We start from the raw sequence: 16,511 nt of genomic DNA, 5'->3' as shown, positions 1-16,511 counted from the left end.
CGCGCAAGCCTGACGAGCTGATCCGGCAGATCACGCAACGCCTCGGCATAACCCGCCGCATACTCACCCCGCATCGCCAGATCACCACCACCACCGGCCGCGATCGTCCGCAACCGCGCCGTACCACCGTCAGCGGTCGTCGCATGCAAATCCAGCTTGGTAGCCAGCGCCCGCACCGCCTCCGGGTCACCCGGAGTGGGATCCGCGGCCAGACCGACGGCCTGCCACTCGCTGCTCATCCCAGCGTCCTCCCGACTGGTGCGTGCCATGCGCGTGGCGGTGCGCGGGCGAAGGGGCTGCCACGCGCCCACCGGCTACGTCGTGACTGCCTACGTCGTGACTGCCTACGCGTGATCGGCCGCCGGACTGGCGGTGATCCTGTGGTAATGAGGCTGGCGACGACGGGTACCGGGACGCGTGGCGCTGGGATGTAGCGCGGTCGTCGCGGCGCGGTCGCCTTGCCGCGGGGGGGGGGGCGCCCCCCCCCCCGCGGCTGGGGTGGTGCTGCTCGGCGGCTCAGTCGTCGACGAGCCAGCCGTCGACGAATCAGCCACCGACGAATCAGCCGCCGGCGGCTGAACTGAGCGACGTGTCGAGGCTCTCGTGCTGCGTTACGGCCTCGGTGAGGAACTTGCTCATGCCATCCAGGCCGGTGATCGCCTGGCGGGTGCCCGTGTCCCAGTTGGTGTAGGCCGTCTGGAACCGTCCGGAGGCCTGGTCGGTGATGAAGCCGCTGGTGACCAACTGGTCGATCATCGTCTTGAGGGTGGTCAGCTGGTTTTCCATGTCGGTCTGCGCCCGGGACAGCGCGGTCGCCGTGCCTCGGATCGCCTCGTAGTCAACGTGGATGTTTGCCATTGCTGGGCCTGCCTTTCGGCTCGGGAACAGATCTGAACGCTCGGAGACGAGGACGGGACAGCTCGCCGCGGGTCGCGTCGGGCCGGATCAGGCCGGGCCGGGCCGGTGCCGATGAGACAGCCGGCGCCCGCCGGTGGCGCGCCGTCGGCGAACGGCCGGTCCGTCGAGCTGGTGTGCCGGTATGGAGTTCAGTTGGGACGAATGGCCGGCGGATCCCGGCCTTGCCGCGGCGACGCCGGTCAGATCGACGGGCTTTCCGGGGACCAGGTGAGGGTGTCGCTGATGGCGCCGAACAGGTCGAGCAGTTCCTCGGCGAGCGCGGTGTGGGGGCTCGTCAGCACGACGTTCAACACACCGTCGGTCCCCTCGGTGCCGCCAGCCCCGTCGCCGCTGGCCACGGCCGCGCTCGCCCCGGCGCCGCCGCCATCCGGGCCGTCGACGCGCTCGACGCTCTCGGCGGGCGCGGCGGGCGCGGGGATGGTGGTGGGCACGGGGACGGTGGTGGGCACGGGGACGAGGGTCTGCATGGTGACGGTCTCGAAAGGGACGCCGTCGACGAGGTGGCGTTCGACGCCCTGGACGCGGACTGCCTCGCCGGCGGGGACCGTCACGATCTTGACCGTCCGCCACGGTTCGCCCGGCTCCGTACACACGGCCGCGCTGACCTGGCCGGCGATCGCCATGACCGTGTTGCCGGCCGGGTCGTCGGCGCCCGGGGTGTGGAAGACCAGCAGGGTGGCGACGAGGCCGCCGGTCCCCTCCTCGTCCTGTGTGGCGGTCGCGCAGTAGACCGCGCCCTGCCGTTCGGCCCGCTCGGCGAGCTCGCGCAGCAGCGTGAGCAGCGTCGCGCGGTACGGCCGCAGCCGCGGGTACTTCGCGATGCGCGCGTCGACGAGGCGGGCCAGGTCGCCGGTGCGAGTGGCGCGCCAGACGTCGAACTCGAACCACGAGTCCGGGACGCGCAGGGTGAACCGCGAGACCGCCGCCCGCGTAGCCGCCGCGCTCACAGCGCGGTCGCCGATGCCGGCGTCGGCGATGGTGACGGTGAGGGCGACGGCACAAGCGGGTCCAGGCCCTGGGCGAGTGCCGTGTCCACCGCGTCCGTGCCGTCGACCAGCCCGTTCAACAGCCCGATCGCCCTTTCCAACAACTTGTCGAGATTGCCGCGGCTGTCTGATGAATTACGCACGAACCGGTCCAGCGCCGCTTCGACCTCGCTGGAACCGGTCTGCCCGTGCATCCCGCTGAGATCGGTCCCAAGCGACGTCAGCGACGTCCGAATCGACGAAAGGTCGCTCGACAGCTGCCGGGCGACGCCCACATCGGCGGCGAACAGCCCGGCCATCAGTGGCCAGCCTCATGGCGAACCACCGGCGATCCGCTGACCAGCGATCCGGCAGAAGGCGCTCCTCCACCTGAGGCGAATGCATATCGAAGCACGCGCACCCCCGTAGCGCGGTCCAGATGGTGCCCGAAACAACAATGTCCCCCGGTGTCGCAATGTGAGCTTACCGCGCCGCGTGCCACCGGCCAGACATATGGCGAAGCCGGACCGGTTAGCCGGACAAGGTGATCAGGCCGCCGCTGGTGCCCCGGTATGTGCCGGCGGCGACGCTCGAACCGCATCCCGGCGAGTTCCCGCCGGCAAACGACGAGGTCACCAGGCCCGTCCCCGCGTTGTCGCTGTTGCCGTTGCCCGTCGGCGCTGACCATGCCGGCCGCGACCCGGGAAGCCGGGCGCAGGTCGTCGCGCTCCCGAAATACTGGGTAGCCGTGGCGGCGGTGCCGACGACCAGGCGCGCCTGGCCCACCGCCAGGCTGCCGATGTGGGTGTCCGTGCCGGTGCTCTGGTCAAGGATCCAGGCGCCCCACCACTGGCCGTCGGATGGGAACGTCGAGCCGAGCCGAGCCGAGCCGAGCCGAGCCGCGTGGTGCCGGTGCCGGTGCCGCGCGGTGCGCGTCGCGTTCAGCCGCCGCGGCACTATCCGGCCCGCGGCTGATTGGCGCCGCCGCTGGCGGCCTGTCAGTCCGCCAGCGCGCGGGCGAGGAGGCCACGCAGAACGGCGCGTTCCTCGGCGGAGAGGTTGTCGAGGACACGGTCCTCGACACTGTCCATCGCCTGTTCGGCGCGGGTCAGCGCGGCGGTGCCGGCGGGGGTCCGGTGGACCAGGTGGCGGCGGCGGTCGGCCGGGTCGCGGCGCCGCTCGGCCCAGCCCGCGCTCTCGACCCCGTTCAACAGCAGGACCAGGATGTTCGCGCCGAGGCACAGGTGCTCGGCCAGCTGCTGCTGCGGCACGCCGACGTCCTCGTGCAGCTGGTTGAGCAGCACGAACTGCTTGAGGCCCATGCCGAGGACGTCCTCGGTGGCGATCCGGTAGACCTGGCGGCTCAGCCGGGTCAGCAGGACCAGTGCGCCTGGGACGTGCGTGCTCGCGAGGGCCGGCTCGTCAGCTGGGGTGGTGTCCGCCTCGACGGACGGACTCGTCAGGAGTGCCATGGCAGCCCAAGCGTAACATGAACGTGTCGATCAAGATTCGATGATGGTCATGGCTGGGCTATGGTTCGCGATCGTAGATAGTCCCTGTATAGTGACTATCTCGTGAGCGAGATTGATACTGGTAGGGCGTCGCCCTCGGCCGACGCCATGGAGCAAGCCGCAGCGCCCCGGGCCCCCGGGGACGAGGCCATCGCCGCGGCGGGAGCTGTCCGACGCCGCTGGCTGGCACTGATCGTCGTGCTGATGGCGCAGCTGATGGTCATGCTGGATACGACCGTGGTGAACGTCGCGCTGCCGGCGATCCAGACGGATCTCGACGTGAGCCAGGCCGACCTCACCTGGGCGCTGAACGGCTACCTGATCAGCTACGGCAGCCTGCTGCTCGTCGCCGGCCGGCTCGGCGACCTGATCGGTCGTCGCAGACTGTTCCTCGGCGGCATCGCGGTCTTCACGGCCGCGTCGATCGCCTGCGCGCTTGCCGGGTCGGTGCCGACGCTGGTCGCGGCCCGCTTCGTGCAGGGCGTCGGCGGCGCGTTCGCGTCGTCGTCGGTGCTGGCCATCATCGTCGCCGAGTTCGTCGACCCGGCCGAGCGTGCCCGCGCGATCGGCCGCTACATGCTCGTCTCGATCGGCGGCGGCTCGCTCGGCCTGCTGCTCGGAGGGATCCTCACCCAGACCCTCGACTGGCACTGGATCTTCGCCATCAACGTGCCCATCGGCGCCGTCGCGCTCGTCGGCGGTGCGGTGCTCCTGGACCGGCGGCCGAGCGGCGACGGCGGCCAGCCGCGCGGCCGGGTCGACGTCACGGGCGCGGTCCTGGTCACCGTGGCACTCCTGGCCGGCATCTACGCGATCGTGCGGGCGGCCGACGTCGGCTGGACCTCCGCGACGACCCTCGGCACCGGTGCGCTCGCGCTCGTGCTGCTCGTCCTGTTCGCGGTCTGGGAGGCACGGGTCGCCGACCCGATGATCCCGCCGCGGGTGCTGCGGCAGCGCAGCCTGATCGCCGGCAGCGCGGTGCGCGCGGTGATGGCGGCCGGCATGTACGGCTACTTCTTCTTCGGAACGCTCTACCTGCAGCAGGTGCTCGGCTTCGAAGCGATCGCCACTGGCGCGGCGTTCCTGCCGCAGACGGCCGTCGTCGCGGTCATGTCACTCGGGTTCGCGACGTGGCTGACGGCCCGGTTCGGGCCCCACCGGGTGCTGATCGGCGGCATGGTCATCATGCTGGTGGGACTGCTCCTGTTCGTAGGCGCAGGGATCGGGACGGCCTACGCGCCGCGCATGCTGCTTGTCACCGTGCTCATCGGCCTCGGCGGCGGCGGCGCGTTCGTCCCACTGACGACGCTCGCCCTGGCGGACGTACCGCCGAGCGACGCGGGCCTCGCGTCCGGCATCGTCAATGTGTCCATGCAGATCTCGGCGGCGATCGGCCTCGCGGTCTTCGGCACGGTCGCCGCCGGACGCTCGGAGGAGCTGGCGAAGACCGGCCACAGCGCGGCCGAGGCGCTGGTCGGTGGGAACCGGCTCGGCCTGCTCGTGGCCTGCGGATGCGTCGCCGCCGGCATCGTGCTGGCCGCCGTGCTGCTGCGCCCGCGGCGGCTCGCCCCGGCCGGGGGTGACATCGAGGCCGGGGGCGACGTCGGGGCCGGGGGCGACACGGAGGCCGGGGACGCCGCGCCCGCCGCGTTGGCCGCGGCGGTGGACGTGAACGAGGCGCGGGCTGGGATCCATCCGGTCGACGTTCACGCACCCTCCCAGCGGGTGGGCGACGCCGGCCTCGCCGCGCTCGACGCCGACGACGCCGTGCGGTAGCCGTCGGCGGCATCTGGCCTCATGGGATGGCCGGTCGTCCGAGCCGGGGCGACGACGGGGAGCCCGGCCGCGGGCCGCCTGCCAGCGTCGTGGCATGTGGCATGCGGCCGGGCTCGGCTCCGTTCCCGGCTCAGGCGTAGATCTCGTCGAGCCAGGCGCGCAGGGCCTTCTCGGTGGCCGGTTCGTCGGCGTCGGGGGAGAAGAGGTGGGCGGCGACAGAAGTCGGGGCGCCGAAGGCACCCCGGCCGAAGACGCGGTACATCGCGTCCCCGGTGCGCAGGCCCAGGAAGTGCGGGCTCAGGTAGTCGACGACCGCATCCAGCTTGGCCAGGCCCGGGATGGTCACCTGGACCCGGTCGCCCACCCGCGCGTCCGTGAGGCCGGCGGCACGGCGCAGCGTTTCGACACCGTCCGGCGTAGCCGACGCCGCCGGTCCGTCGGCGCTCGCGTAGCGGGCCGGGCGGCGGGTGAAGTAGCGCAGGTACTGGCCGAGGGTGTGCAGGTAGAAGTCGGTGTGCTTGTCCGCGCCGTCGTACTGGTTGTCCCAGTCGTCGACGAACACACCGCTGTGCACGTAGCGGACCCAGGTCGTGCCGCCGTCCCGCGCCTCGACAATGTGCTCGAGCTGGTTGAACCAGCCCTCCGGGCCTTCGTGGCGCAGGACCAGATGATGGGGCGGCTCCCAGGCCTCCACCGTGCCGAGACCGTCGACCGCGCCGCCAACCCGCGGCTCGGGCGGCTGGATCGGCCACAGCCAGGCGGCGTTGCCGTTGGTGACGGCGTCCCAGTAGTCCTCGGGCGTGGTCTCGAGCTCGAGCTCGCGCTCGATGGCGAACTCACGGCGAGACGGCTGCTCGGTCGACATTTCAGCTCTCCTCGTTGGAGTCGGGCCCGGCCTGGTTCGGGCCTGGGACTGTCTCGGGCCCCGGAACGGGAGCCTTGAGGCTCGGGTGCAGGGCGATCACCAGCCGGTGCTTGCGGCCCGCTGGCGCCTTCTCGTCGTGGTACTTCGTGACCAGGGCGGTGACCGCGTCGGACAGCTCGCCGGCGAACGCGGCGCGGTCGGCCGCCGTGGCGAAGCGGACCTCGCTGTCGACGGCGAACGTCGCCAGCCGCCTGCGGGCCGCCGTGGCGCCGGCGACCAGTTCGCCGACCTCGTGGATCAGCCGGGCGGCGAGGGCCAGCATCCAGCGCGCGGACCCCTCGTCGCGGGCCCGGTCCGGGTCGGGTGCGACGGCCGCCAGCGCGGCCGGGGAGATGACGTAGGAGCTCGCGGTCGCGCGCATCACCCGCTCCGTGCAGTTGCCCTTGCGCCGCTCCTCGACGAGCTCGACCAGGCCGTGCTGCTCCAGCGTGCGCAGGTGGTAGTTCACCTTCTGCCTGGTCAGCCCCGTCCGTGCCGCCAGCGTCGTCGCCGACCCCGGCTCCGCCAGCGCGGCCAGCAGCCGCGCGCGCATCGGGTCCAGCGACACCTCGGCCGCACCCGGGTCCTCGATCACTGCCACGTCGAGCATGGATCCCATGCTGGCACTGACAACAAATCTTGTCAAGACAGGAAGTTATGTCAGTGTTGCCGAGTCGCGCGGCGGCCGAGTCGCGCGGGCCGAGTCGCGTGGGCGGGTGGTCGGTGAGGCGAGTGCTGGTGGGTGAACGCCGACGGAGGCGGCACTGGTCCCGGAGAAACCGAGGCGATGCCACGGTGTCGTTTTCGCGCATGGCGGAAATTGAAGTCGGGGCGTGCGTCGGCCGAGGTCAGGCCAATATGTGGCAGGTAGAGCGACGTTGGTTTCGTCAGACGTTGGTTTCGTCAATCGATAGACTGTCGCGCTGGTAGTTCATCGGAAGGGGACCGAGATGGCGTGGCAGGGCGGCGAGCGGGGTTACGGCCCTGGCGGTTATCGCCCCGAGCCCGGCCACCCGCCCGTGGGCCCGGGGCCGGGCCAGGTCGGGCATGGAAGTCAACCATTGGCACAACACGCCGCTGGCCATGCCGGCGGCCCGCCGTTCGCCCTCGAGGAGGGTGAACGGATGCTGCGGGTCCACCTCGACGGCGGCGAGGTGTACGCGAAGCAGGGGGCGATGGTGGCCTACCGGGGGCGGGTCGACTTCGCTTACAAGGGGCACGGCCTCGGCGGGCACCTCCGCCGCGCGGTCACCGGCGAGGGCCAGGACCTCATGCGGGCGAAGGGTCGCGGCACCGTGTGGTTCGCCGAGTCCGGCAGCCACATCTCGGTCTTCAACCTGGACGACGACCGGCTCACCGTCAACGGCCGCAGTCTGCTCGCGCTGGAATCCGGGCTGCAGTACAAGATTACGAAGACGTCGGGCGGGTTTGGCGCGATGATCGCCGGCGGCATGTTCAACACGGAGATCTCCGGCACCGGCGCCGTTGCCGTCCTGTGTCTGGGCAGCCCCCTCGTGCTGCCCACGGATGAGCCGGTATGTGTCGACCGGGACGCGGCGGTCGCCTGGACGGCGGGCGTGAGCACCCGGCTCGTCTCGACCTTCAAGTTCGGTAACCTGATCGGCCGTTCCTCCGGCGAACTCGCCCAGATCGAGTACAGCGGTCCTGGCGGCTTCGTCGTCGTCCAGTGCGGCGAGGTCCCCGCCGCCGGCACCGCTCCCGACCACCCCAAGCAGTAGCCTCGCCGCTCGCCCTGGTCCCGCCCGCCGGCGGAAATGCCGCGCCGCCGCGGCGAGATATCAGCCCGCTCGGCCCAGTGCGGATCTTACTGGGCCCGGGCGGTGGGCGGGTCCGCATGCCCGGCCGACGATCTTTGGCCCGCCCGGAGGCCGGCGGGTCGGATTGATCGCGGACCAGGTATGGACAAAGAAGGCGAGAGGGGGCGCGTGGCGCCCGTTGGCATACCCGTCTGGTGATCACGGGCTGAGCCTTGCTGGCTGGGTACCGATGAACGCTGGCGGTGGATGCGAACTGGCGTCGGGAGCGCGTCGGCGACTGCCCGTGGCGTGACCCGTGGGGAAGAGCTCAGTCCTGGATCAGGCTGTCGATGGCCTCGGGGTTGAAGGAGTAGTGGCAGCGCCATTCGACGATCTTGCCGGCCTTGTTGAGGCGGATGGAGTCCGCGCCGGTCTTGGACTGGCCGTCGGAAAAGCTGCAGGTGTAGACGAACACGACCGTCTGGGTGCTCACGAAGGACGAGTCGATGGAGTATCGGATGCCGGGGACGCGGCGCATCGAGTCGCCGATGTACTCGCGGAAGGCGTCGTACCCGTCGATCGTCACCTTCTCGGGGTCCCCGGTCAGCCGCGGCACGAACGGCGAGCTGAACACCACGTCCTTGTCGACGGGGCCCATCACGAGGTCGAGGTCGTACTGATTGAAGCCGTCCTCCCAGTGGTGCTGTAACGCCGTCACGACCTTGTCCTCGATCATGCTCGTCTCCTCCAGCTGAGAGGCGTCCGCCTTCAGGCCCGACGCCGACCGGCCGCCTCCCGCCGAGGCACGGGACACGCTAGGCGAGTCGACGGACCGAGACAAGAACTTAGTGAATACTTGCTTCTGTCCGTTGGCGTGCCGCTGGATTCATCCCGCCACGGCCCCTGCGACCGGTGTGTAGGCGGCGGGCGGCGAGCAGTGCCGTCGCGGCGACGGCGAAACCGCAGGCCGCGAGTGCCAGGAGTGCCAAGTCGACGCCCCGCTGGTCGACGACCGCGCCGGCCAACGGGGCGCCGGCGGCGACGCCGACCCCGTTGGCGATCACGATCCAGCTGAACCCCTCGGTGCGGCGATGGGCGGGAACCAGCTCGCCGACGATCGTGGTGCTGGTAATGATCATCGGGGCGAGCGGCAGGCCGGCGAGGGCGACCGCGACGGCGACGGCACCGATGCCGGCCGCCCAGCCGGCGAGCGGAACCAGGGCGGTGGCTGCCGCCAACAGGGCGGCGGTGATGGCATACCTGCGCACCAGGCCCGCCCGCCAGCGGATCATGCCGTAGGTGACCCCGGCGCCCAGGCTGGTCGCCGTCAGCAGGCTCGGCAGCAGTCCGGCCGCGCCGCCCCAGCCGTTCGCCCTGGCGTAGGCGATCAGCCCGACGTCCATCGTCCCGAAGAACATCCCGAGGGCGCAGGCCGACACCAATACGGGTGTCACGCCTCGGGTGCGCAGCACGGACGGCTCCCGCCGGGGACGCCGGCGCGTCGGAGTGACGCGGGTCGCCGGCGCTTCGCCGGGCCCGCTTCCAGGCCCTCGCCGAGCGTCGGCTCCCCGTCGGTGGACCGAGGGGGCAACCGGGGGAGCGGGAGCGGCGACGGCGGGCAGGGCTGCGAAGGCGGCGGTGCCGACAGCGGCGAACAGCAGTGCGGCCGCCACGCCGGCCGACGGCGTGAGACCGGCGAGCACGCTGGCCGCGGCCGGCCCGGTGACGAAGGAGACCTCGTCGAGCGCGGACTCCAGCGCATAGGCGGCGTCGAGACGGCGGTCGTCGCCGAGCCGGTTCGCCCAGCGCTGCCGGGCCACCGGGCCGACCTGGGGAAGGGTCGCGCCGGTGGCGGCCGCGGCGACCAGCAGCAGCGACGCCGGCGCGTGGGTGAGCGCGGCGACGAGGAAGGCGATGCCGGCGACGACGTGTGCGCCGGCGAGCACCGGCAGCACCATGCGCGGGCCCGAGACGTCGATGCGGCGGCCGATCAGCGGCCCGGCGGCGGCTCCGGCGAGCGCGATGGCGGCCGTCGTCGCGCCGGCCAGGCCGTAGGAGCCGGTGGTCGCGGCGACCAGGAGCATGCCGCCGATGCCGATCATGGCGACGGGCAGCCGGGCCAGCAGCCCCGCGGCCATCATCGGCTTGGCGCCCGGCAGGCCGAGCAGCCAGCGGTAGGCCGATGCGCCACCGGCATCGGCGGCACCGGCATCGGCGGCACCGGCATCGGCGGCGCCGCCGCCGCCGTTGTCGGGCGTGGCCGCGGTGGGCTCGAGGACCTGGCGGGCGGGGAGTGACGCGGCCGCCGGCACCTCGGCCTGCCGCCTCACCGCGCGCGGCGCCTCCGGCGTCAGAATGCCCGGGGCCGCCGTGTTGGAGGGGGCGGCGGTGCGCGCTACTGGCGGCGGAGTCGTCGGGACGGGCGGTGGGCCGAAGTCGGGGCCGACCGGGACCGCCGTGACGGGGGCGGGGGCGGCGCCCACGGCCGTGGCCGTCGCGGATCGTGACGAGAATGGGGTGTTTTCGAGCGTGCTTGGACCGGCTGACGCGTTCATCAGGGCATACCTCGCGGCCAAGGCGCGTCGGGCGCTCAGCCGGCGGGGTGACGAGTCCCGGATGCGTCACGGCGGCCACGGCGTGCCACCCGCGAACGTCGGCCCGGCTGGCCTCGTAGCCAGATCGGTCCGGAAACCGTTCGGAAACATCCCGGCGGCACCGCCGTAATGGGCGGCACCTGGCAGCGTAGCAGCGCCCGTCTGGCGAGACACCCGATGTGGCCGCCGCCACAACTCGCGGACCACTGCTTTTACCTGGCATGGAACATGGATGCTGACAGCCGCATGGTGGGTGGCGATGCTGTCGACGGCGTCGCCGCCCAGTGCCAGCCGCAACGGCGGCTCGGGGCTGTCCAGCGCCTCCAGGATTGCGCGGGCGGCCTTGCGCGGGTCGCCATCTCGCGGAGCGGCGCATGCTGTCACCGAACCCTTCTCCATCCCACCGGAGCCCCCACCGGAGCCGGCGGGCCCGGGGCGAGACAGCGGGTTCGAAGGAGGAGCGTGGACGACCCGCATGTGCATGTCGAGTGGACCGTGCCGAACACCAGCGCCGACACACGCGCGGTGACGGCATCCGTGTTCGGGCTCGTCGGCGACACCCCGCGCACGGTGCGGACGGGATGCGGCGCGCAGGTGCCGTACGCCTCCACGTCCCCTCATCCCGAACGCGTCACCTGCCTGCCGTGCCGGGACCATGCCCGAGACCGGCATCTGCGCTACGCCGCCACGATCGAGGGGACGGCGGCCCTGCTCGGCCCCGACCACATCCAGGCCGCCCTCGCCGCGGCCCGCAGACTGCGCGACATCGCCGACCGGTTCACCTGACCTGAGGTCCGCGCGGCCACTCCGGCGGCGTCAGGAAGGCTGGTGGCCGCGCTTTCGTAGCCGGGGAATCCTGTCGAAATAGACGGCGAGCCTGGCGGCCTGGTCGAAGAACTCGGTCATCCGCGAGGAGTCGTTGTCGAGGTGGGCGAGCGTCTCCGCGCCGAGATAGAACGCGACGGCCGCGTTCGCGAGCACGGGCATGCGTACGACCGTGGCGAACGGCTTGCCGTTCAGCAGCGTGGTGAGCAGTTCGACGGCCAGTTCCTCCCACCGCCGGGTTTCCAGCGCCAGGGCGGCGGCCAGCCGCGATCCCGGCCGCGCGCCGGCGTAGATCTCCTGGACGGCGGCGATGTGTCCGACCTCGGTGTCCTCGAGGTAGAGCCCGCGGAGCACCTCCACGGCCTGCCCGGCCCGGTCTATGCCGGACAGCTGGTCCCGGTACCGCTGGACGCGCGACTCGCAGGTGCGGGCGAGGGCCGCGACGAGGGCGTCGTCCAGGTCGGTGAAGTGGTAGTAGATCACGCCGGGCGCGAATCCGCCGACCTGCGCGATCGCCCGCGCGGTCGTGCCGCCGTAACCGTGGCGCACGAGGCAGGTCAGGGTGGCGTCGAGAATGCGCCCGCGGGTGTCAGACAACCCGCACCGGCCGTACGCCGTGCGCGGCGAGGTAGCCGTCGAGCCGCCGGGCTAGCGCGGCGAGATGGTGGCTGGGCACCTGCGGGTACAGATGGTGCTCGAGATGGTAGGTGAGCTCGAGGAACACGGCCGGAATGATCCTCCCCCGCAGGGTCCGGGTCTGCGTCAGGGGCGTGTCGCCGTAGCCGTGGTGCGGCAGGTACACCGTCAGGAGGGGGTACACCCAGCTCCCGGCGATCACCATCACCGCGTAGACCAGCACGCCCTGGGTATGCGGCCAGGCCAGCGCGCCCGCCGTGAGCGCGGCGGCCGGCGCCGCCGCCTCGACCAGCAGCCAGCCGCGGTCGCGTCCCTGGCGGTAGGACCACCACCACAGACGCGGCAGGAAGACCGGGCCGTAGAACGCCGCGCCGAGCAGCGACAGCTCGGCCGGATATCCCTCGGGATCGTCGTGGTGCGGGAAGAGGCGGTGATGGCGGGTGTGTGTGGCGCGGTAGGCGTGCCCGCTCTCGAGAAGCACCAGCCCCATGGCGAACAGCGCCCAGCCGGTGGCGGGCCGAGAAAGGCCGAGCGTGCCGTGTACCACGTCGTGGGTGACCGTGACGACCGCGACGAAGATCCCGAAGACGATCACCGGCGTGAGCCACCACCAGCCCGCCCACGCCGCGGCCGTGAAGCACAGCACGCCGGCGAACGGACGGGCGAGCGCGGTCCACCGCTGCCGGCGGGTGGTGACGAGCAGATCCGCGCCGAGGTCCGCCAGGGTGGGCGGTTCGGGAAGGCCGGGCGGTTCGGGAAGGCCGGGCGGACCGGGCTGCCCAGATGGATCGGACTGCCCGGATGGGTTGGGCAGGCCGGTCGAGGTCATCGGCCGAATCCCCGCTCGCGCAGCATCCCCTCCGCAACGATGCGGCTGCCCAGCACGCAGGCCACCGTGCCCAGGCCCGGCCAGGTCGAGTCGCCGACCAGCCAGAGGCCGCGGCCGCCGAGGTCGTGCGGGACGGCGTGCTGATTGGTGTTGCGCGGGCTCTGGCGGACACCCCCGACGGCGCCCGCCGGGCGGAACCCGAACCGTTCGTAGCTGCGAGGCGTGCCCGTCTGAGCGATCACGGCCCGCTCCCCGAGCGACGGGTAGGCGCGCCGGGCACAGGTGACGAGCAGCTCGCCGATCCATTTCTTCCGCTGCTCGTACGCGGCGTTGTCGAGCCCGGCCCAGCCGGCCAGCTCGGTATGCGTGGAGATCATGACCGCGCGGTGCCCCGGCGGCGCGCTGAGGGTGTCCCCGGGTTCGGAGACGGAGAGGAACATGTTGTTTCCATCGCCCAGCGGCTGGTCGTACGAGTGCAGGAATTGATGGTGCGTGAGTTCCTGTCCCGCCGTCTCACCGTCGGGTACGCCCAGGAACACCACGCACGCGCCCCCGAGCGCGTCCGCGTCGCGTTCCAGGTAAGCCCGCAGCCTGCCGGCCACCGGGAGGCCGGCGCAGATCGCGGCCGTGGTGGCGGCGGGTACCGCGCACACGATCCGGCGGGCGTGGACCGCGCCCCGGCGGGTCGCCACCCGGTAGGCGCCGGTCTCGCCGTCTACCCGCCAGACCGCGCCGCCCGTGCGAAGCTGGCCTCCCAGCCCCCGGTAGTGCGCCACGAGCGCGCGCCAGAAGCCGCGCATGCCCCCGGCGTGCCGGCTCAGGCCGGCGCCACGGATCGTCACACCGAGCGCCGCGTTGATCAGCGGCGCGTCGTCGACGGCCGCGTGCACGGTGTCCTCAACCAGCATTCCCAGGAGCCCGACGAGAGCGGCGTCGTCGCGCAGGCGGTGGCGGCGCAGGGCGTCGCCGAGCGTCCAGGTCGAGTAACGGGCTAGCGGCACGCCGGTCACCCCGACGGCTCGCAGGTCGTGCAGCGCGTCGGCCGGCCCGCGTATCGGGAGGCGTACCCCCGCCCGGCTCGCCCGCCAGAACGTCTCCGCCAACCGGTCGAGCAGGGACCAGAACCGCCGATGCCGGTCGGTGTCACCGAGGTTGCGCAGCCGCTCCGCGCGCCACAGCGTGGGGTCGCGGTACAGCACGACCTCGCGATCGGGCAGGTGGGCGACGTAGCCCGGCAGTTCCCGGGCGTCCAACGGGCTCATTCCCACGCTCTCCAGCAGCTCGAAGCCGACTCCGCCAGGAGCGAAGTCGACGAGCGTGGTGGCACCCACGTCGAAGGAGAAGCCCCGCTTGCGGTAGTAGCCCGCGCACCCGCCGACATGGCCGTGCGCCTCGAGCACCACCGTCGAAAGTCCGGCGGCCTGCAGCCGGAGTGCCGTCGCCATGCCCGCCGGCCCACCGCCGATCACAGCTACGTCGAACGGCTCGATCTCTTTTCCCGCGTCCTGAACATCCGTTCTGAACATCTGTTCAGAATGAGCCGGAAGATCGGGCGAGTCAATGCCCCTCGGCCGAGCCTCGCGGCGAGGGCGTCACCGAACTCGGCGGGCGCGGACGGCACCCCCGCCGCCGCCCCCGCCCGCCGTCCCCGCCCGCCGCGCGGCAGAGGCGACCACCGACCGGGCCGCGGCCGCCCACGTGTCCTCGACGCGTGGCTCCCCGGCGCCCGCCACGTCCACACCCGGTACGCGAACAACCCGACTCCGGCCCGCTGGCCGAGGTGGTCCTCAATCGACAGCGAGTGGCTGCACCCACCGTGTCCGAGGCACCACGATCTGCGCCAATCCGGGAGGCGCGGGCCTTGCTGACCCCGCTCCGTGTCCGGGGGCACGTCCAGCCATGCATGGCACGATGTGTCACCTCTGTCAGTCCTTGACGGTGGCCAGATAACCCTTTACGGTTCCGTTTCATCCACGTTTCGTCCGCGAGTGGCAACGGCAGCCCTGGCCATCCCGCGTTGGTCGTCGCTTCTCTCGGAAATCCAGTGATGGGGCGATGACTAGTGGGAGCGATCGGATGAGGAAACGTCGTAGAACCGTTTTATCTGGGCTGTTCGCTTCGTTGGCGGTGACGCTCGCCGCGTTACCGGTCGTGCTCCTGGGCGCAGGGTCGGCATCAGCCTCCGGGCCGGGGCCGGCCGTGACCGGGCCGGTAGCGGGCGGCACTCCGGCGGAATTCGTGTTCTCCACCAACTTCGACCTGGCCAAAATCGGCTACAAGGAGTCGGAGTTCTTCCTGTCGGGCACCGCGACCAGCTACACGTCTGGCAGCCCCCTGACGAGCGACGGCAAGTGGGCCGTGTCACCGAACGGCACCGCGCCCTACACGACCCGGGCGGTGGTCCGGCGCCCCGTCGACCCGAGGAAGTTCAACGGGACGGTTGTCGTCGAGTGGCTCAACGTGAGTGGCGGGGTCGACGCCGGGCCGGACTGGACGTTGACCCACAACGAGCTCGTCCGGGAGGGCTTCGCCTGGGTCGGTGTCTCGGCGCAGTGGACCGGCGTCCAGACGGCGAAGGGCAACAACCCGGCGCTGCTCCCGGGAGATCCGGTGCGGTACGCGCCGTTGTCCCATCCGGGTGACAGCTACTCGTACGACATCTATTCGCAGGCGGGACAGGCGCTGCGCGGCGACTCCGCGCTGATGCTGGGTGGCCTGAAACCACGCAAGCTGATCGCGGCCGGAGAGTCGCAGTCGGCAGCCCGCCTCGTCACCTACATCGACGCGGTGCACCCGCTCGCGCGCGTCTATGACGGGTTCCTCGTGCACAGCCGCAATGCCAGCGGCGCGGCCCTGGCGCAGGCGGCACCGCCCGCGACAGCCCCCACCGTGCCGGCGCCGTCACCGGCCCTGATCCGCGACGATCTCAACGTCCCCGTCTTCGTCTTCCAGACCGAGACGGACGTCTTCAACAGCAACCTCGCCGCGCGCCAGCCGGACACCAAGCGATTCCGCGCGTGGGAGGTCGCGGGGACGGCGCACTTCGACGACTACGGGTTGCAGACCGGGCCGGCGGACGTCGGCGACGGGCAGGGCGCGGTGTTGAACCTGGCCGCCATGCAGAACCCGCCGACCAACACCTCGGCCGGTGCGTGCATGCTCCCGATCAACACTGGTGGCGCGCACTGGGTGCTCGACGCGGCTGTCTACTGGTTGAACCAGTGGGTCGTGAACCGCGTGGATCCCCCGCGCGGGCAGCCGTTGCAGACGACGGGTACGTCACCGGTGGTGTTCGCCAAGGACGCCAACGGCAACGCCCTCGGTGGCGTCCGGTCACCGCAGGTCGACGCCCCGGTCGCGACGCTCGGCGGCGTGGGGAACACGCCGGCCTTCTGTAGCCTCTTCGGAACTACCGTGCCCTTCAGCGCCGGCACGCTCGCCGGCCTTTACAAGAACCATGGACAGTTCGTCGTGCAATGGAGCAAGGCGGTGGCGGCCGGCGTCGTTCGTGGCTTCCTACGCCCCGCTGACGCGGTAGAGCTCGAGAACGCCGCCGTACGCTCGCAGATCGGAAATTAAAAGTATTCACGCGCTGAGCCCGGATGCGCCCGACGCATTCGGGCTCAGCGCGCCGATCAGCCGACCTGCCCTTGGAGCTTCCGCCACGGCCGCCGGACGCTCACGAGAGGGGCTCTCCGGTGAGGCGAATGGCCGGCGGACAGAATCGGCTGACGTAGACTGACTGTGCGCCTTCACTGGCTGCCAGGAACGAGCCGAGCACCGGACGGGAGGTCGG

Annotated in this window: 17 protein-coding genes; 4 read left to right on the top strand and 13 right to left on the bottom strand. The window is 71.7% G+C overall.

The features are described 5' to 3' along the window. The 6 genes from QOZ89_RS43610 to QOZ89_RS43585 all read right to left on the bottom strand — a co-directional run. On the bottom strand, positions 1-239 hold a 239-nt coding region (locus tag QOZ89_RS43610), incomplete at its 3' end, for a hypothetical protein (protein ID WP_312630073.1). Positions 240-561: 322 nt separating this feature from the next. Next, positions 562-858, bottom strand: a complete 297-nt coding sequence (locus QOZ89_RS43605) for a WXG100 family type VII secretion target (protein ID WP_071049017.1) — start codon at positions 856-858, stop codon at positions 562-564. 239 nt (positions 859-1,097) lie between these two features. Then, positions 1,098-1,865 carry a hypothetical protein gene (locus QOZ89_RS43600; protein WP_071049018.1) on the bottom strand — a complete coding sequence of 256 codons (768 nt, stop codon included), beginning with the start codon at positions 1,863-1,865 and terminating at the stop codon, positions 1,098-1,100. Continuing rightward, positions 1,862-2,203, bottom strand: coding sequence for a hypothetical protein (locus QOZ89_RS43595; RefSeq protein WP_071049019.1), 342 nt, complete (start codon positions 2,201-2,203; stop codon positions 1,862-1,864). Before QOZ89_RS43595 ends, QOZ89_RS43600 begins: the two co-directional genes overlap by 4 nt. A gap of 211 nt (positions 2,204-2,414) precedes the next feature. Next, complete coding sequence (locus tag QOZ89_RS43590) at positions 2,415-2,840, bottom strand: hypothetical protein (RefSeq protein WP_312630071.1); 426 nt, start codon at positions 2,838-2,840, stop codon at positions 2,415-2,417. 41 nt (positions 2,841-2,881) lie between these two features. After that, positions 2,882-3,355, bottom strand: coding sequence for a MarR family winged helix-turn-helix transcriptional regulator (locus tag QOZ89_RS43585; RefSeq protein ID WP_312630069.1), 474 nt, complete (start codon positions 3,353-3,355; stop codon positions 2,882-2,884). A gap of 102 nt (positions 3,356-3,457) precedes the next feature. On the opposite strand from QOZ89_RS43585, the gene QOZ89_RS43580 reads away from it, so the two are divergent. Further along, positions 3,458-5,170, top strand: a complete 1,713-nt coding sequence (locus QOZ89_RS43580) for an MFS transporter (RefSeq protein WP_241841743.1) — start codon at positions 3,458-3,460, stop codon at positions 5,168-5,170. A gap of 130 nt (positions 5,171-5,300) precedes the next feature. Here the strand turns inward: QOZ89_RS43580 and QOZ89_RS43575 are convergent, their stop codons facing one another. Continuing rightward, on the bottom strand, positions 5,301-6,035 hold the full coding sequence (locus QOZ89_RS43575) for an SRPBCC family protein (protein WP_071049021.1): 735 nt from the start codon (positions 6,033-6,035) through the stop codon (positions 5,301-5,303). 1 nt (position 6,036) lies between these two features. Beyond that, positions 6,037-6,684, bottom strand: coding sequence for an ArsR/SmtB family transcription factor (locus QOZ89_RS43570; protein WP_071049022.1), 648 nt, complete (start codon positions 6,682-6,684; stop codon positions 6,037-6,039). Between the two features lie 514 nt (positions 6,685-7,198). Here QOZ89_RS43570 and QOZ89_RS43565 point away from each other — a divergent pair. After that, positions 7,199-7,813: an AIM24 family protein gene (locus tag QOZ89_RS43565; protein ID WP_241841745.1), complete on the top strand. Its 615-nt coding sequence runs from the start codon at positions 7,199-7,201 to the stop codon at positions 7,811-7,813. A 346-nt stretch (positions 7,814-8,159) separates the two neighbouring features. On the opposite strand, the gene QOZ89_RS43560 is transcribed toward QOZ89_RS43565, so the two are convergent. Then, the gene (locus QOZ89_RS43560; RefSeq protein ID WP_071049024.1) at positions 8,160-8,567 is read right to left on the bottom strand and encodes a nuclear transport factor 2 family protein; all 408 of its coding nucleotides are present in this window, start codon (positions 8,565-8,567) and stop codon (positions 8,160-8,162) included. A 109-nt stretch (positions 8,568-8,676) separates the two neighbouring features. Then, on the bottom strand, positions 8,677-10,386 hold the full coding sequence (locus QOZ89_RS43555; protein WP_312630066.1) for an MFS transporter: 1,710 nt from the start codon (positions 10,384-10,386) through the stop codon (positions 8,677-8,679). Between the two features lie 501 nt (positions 10,387-10,887). On the opposite strand from QOZ89_RS43555, the gene QOZ89_RS43550 reads away from it, so the two are divergent. Further along, the gene (locus QOZ89_RS43550) at positions 10,888-11,211 is read left to right on the top strand and encodes a hypothetical protein (protein WP_071049027.1); all 324 of its coding nucleotides are present in this window, start codon (positions 10,888-10,890) and stop codon (positions 11,209-11,211) included. 30 nt (positions 11,212-11,241) lie between these two features. On the opposite strand, the gene QOZ89_RS43545 is transcribed toward QOZ89_RS43550, so the two are convergent. Genes QOZ89_RS43545 through QOZ89_RS43535 form a run of 3 tightly spaced genes read right to left on the bottom strand, consistent with a single transcriptional unit; the run spans position 11,242 to position 14,241 of the window. Continuing rightward, complete coding sequence (locus tag QOZ89_RS43545; protein ID WP_071049028.1) at positions 11,242-11,847, bottom strand: TetR/AcrR family transcriptional regulator; 606 nt, start codon at positions 11,845-11,847, stop codon at positions 11,242-11,244. Continuing rightward, positions 11,840-12,715, bottom strand: coding sequence for a fatty acid desaturase (locus tag QOZ89_RS43540; RefSeq protein ID WP_198543250.1), 876 nt, complete (start codon positions 12,713-12,715; stop codon positions 11,840-11,842). Before QOZ89_RS43540 ends, QOZ89_RS43545 begins: the two co-directional genes overlap by 8 nt. Next, a complete protein-coding gene (locus QOZ89_RS43535; RefSeq protein ID WP_312630062.1) occupies positions 12,712-14,241 on the bottom strand; it encodes a phytoene desaturase family protein in 1,530 nt (509 codons plus the stop codon). The genes QOZ89_RS43540 and QOZ89_RS43535 overlap by 4 nt, the downstream gene beginning before the upstream one ends. A gap of 673 nt (positions 14,242-14,914) precedes the next feature. Between QOZ89_RS43535 and QOZ89_RS43530 the strand changes: the two genes are divergently transcribed. Then, positions 14,915-16,294: an alpha/beta hydrolase domain-containing protein gene (locus tag QOZ89_RS43530; RefSeq protein WP_312630060.1), complete on the top strand. Its 1,380-nt coding sequence runs from the start codon at positions 14,915-14,917 to the stop codon at positions 16,292-16,294. Positions 16,295-16,511 lie beyond the last annotated feature (217 nt).

The organism is Pseudofrankia coriaricola (assembly GCF_032027725.1).
In the GTDB taxonomy this organism is placed as follows: domain Bacteria; phylum Actinomycetota; class Actinomycetes; order Frankiales; family Frankiaceae; genus Pseudofrankia.
The sequence above is the reverse complement of the archived record's forward strand: the minus strand, read 5'-3'. Positions and strand labels throughout refer to the sequence as shown.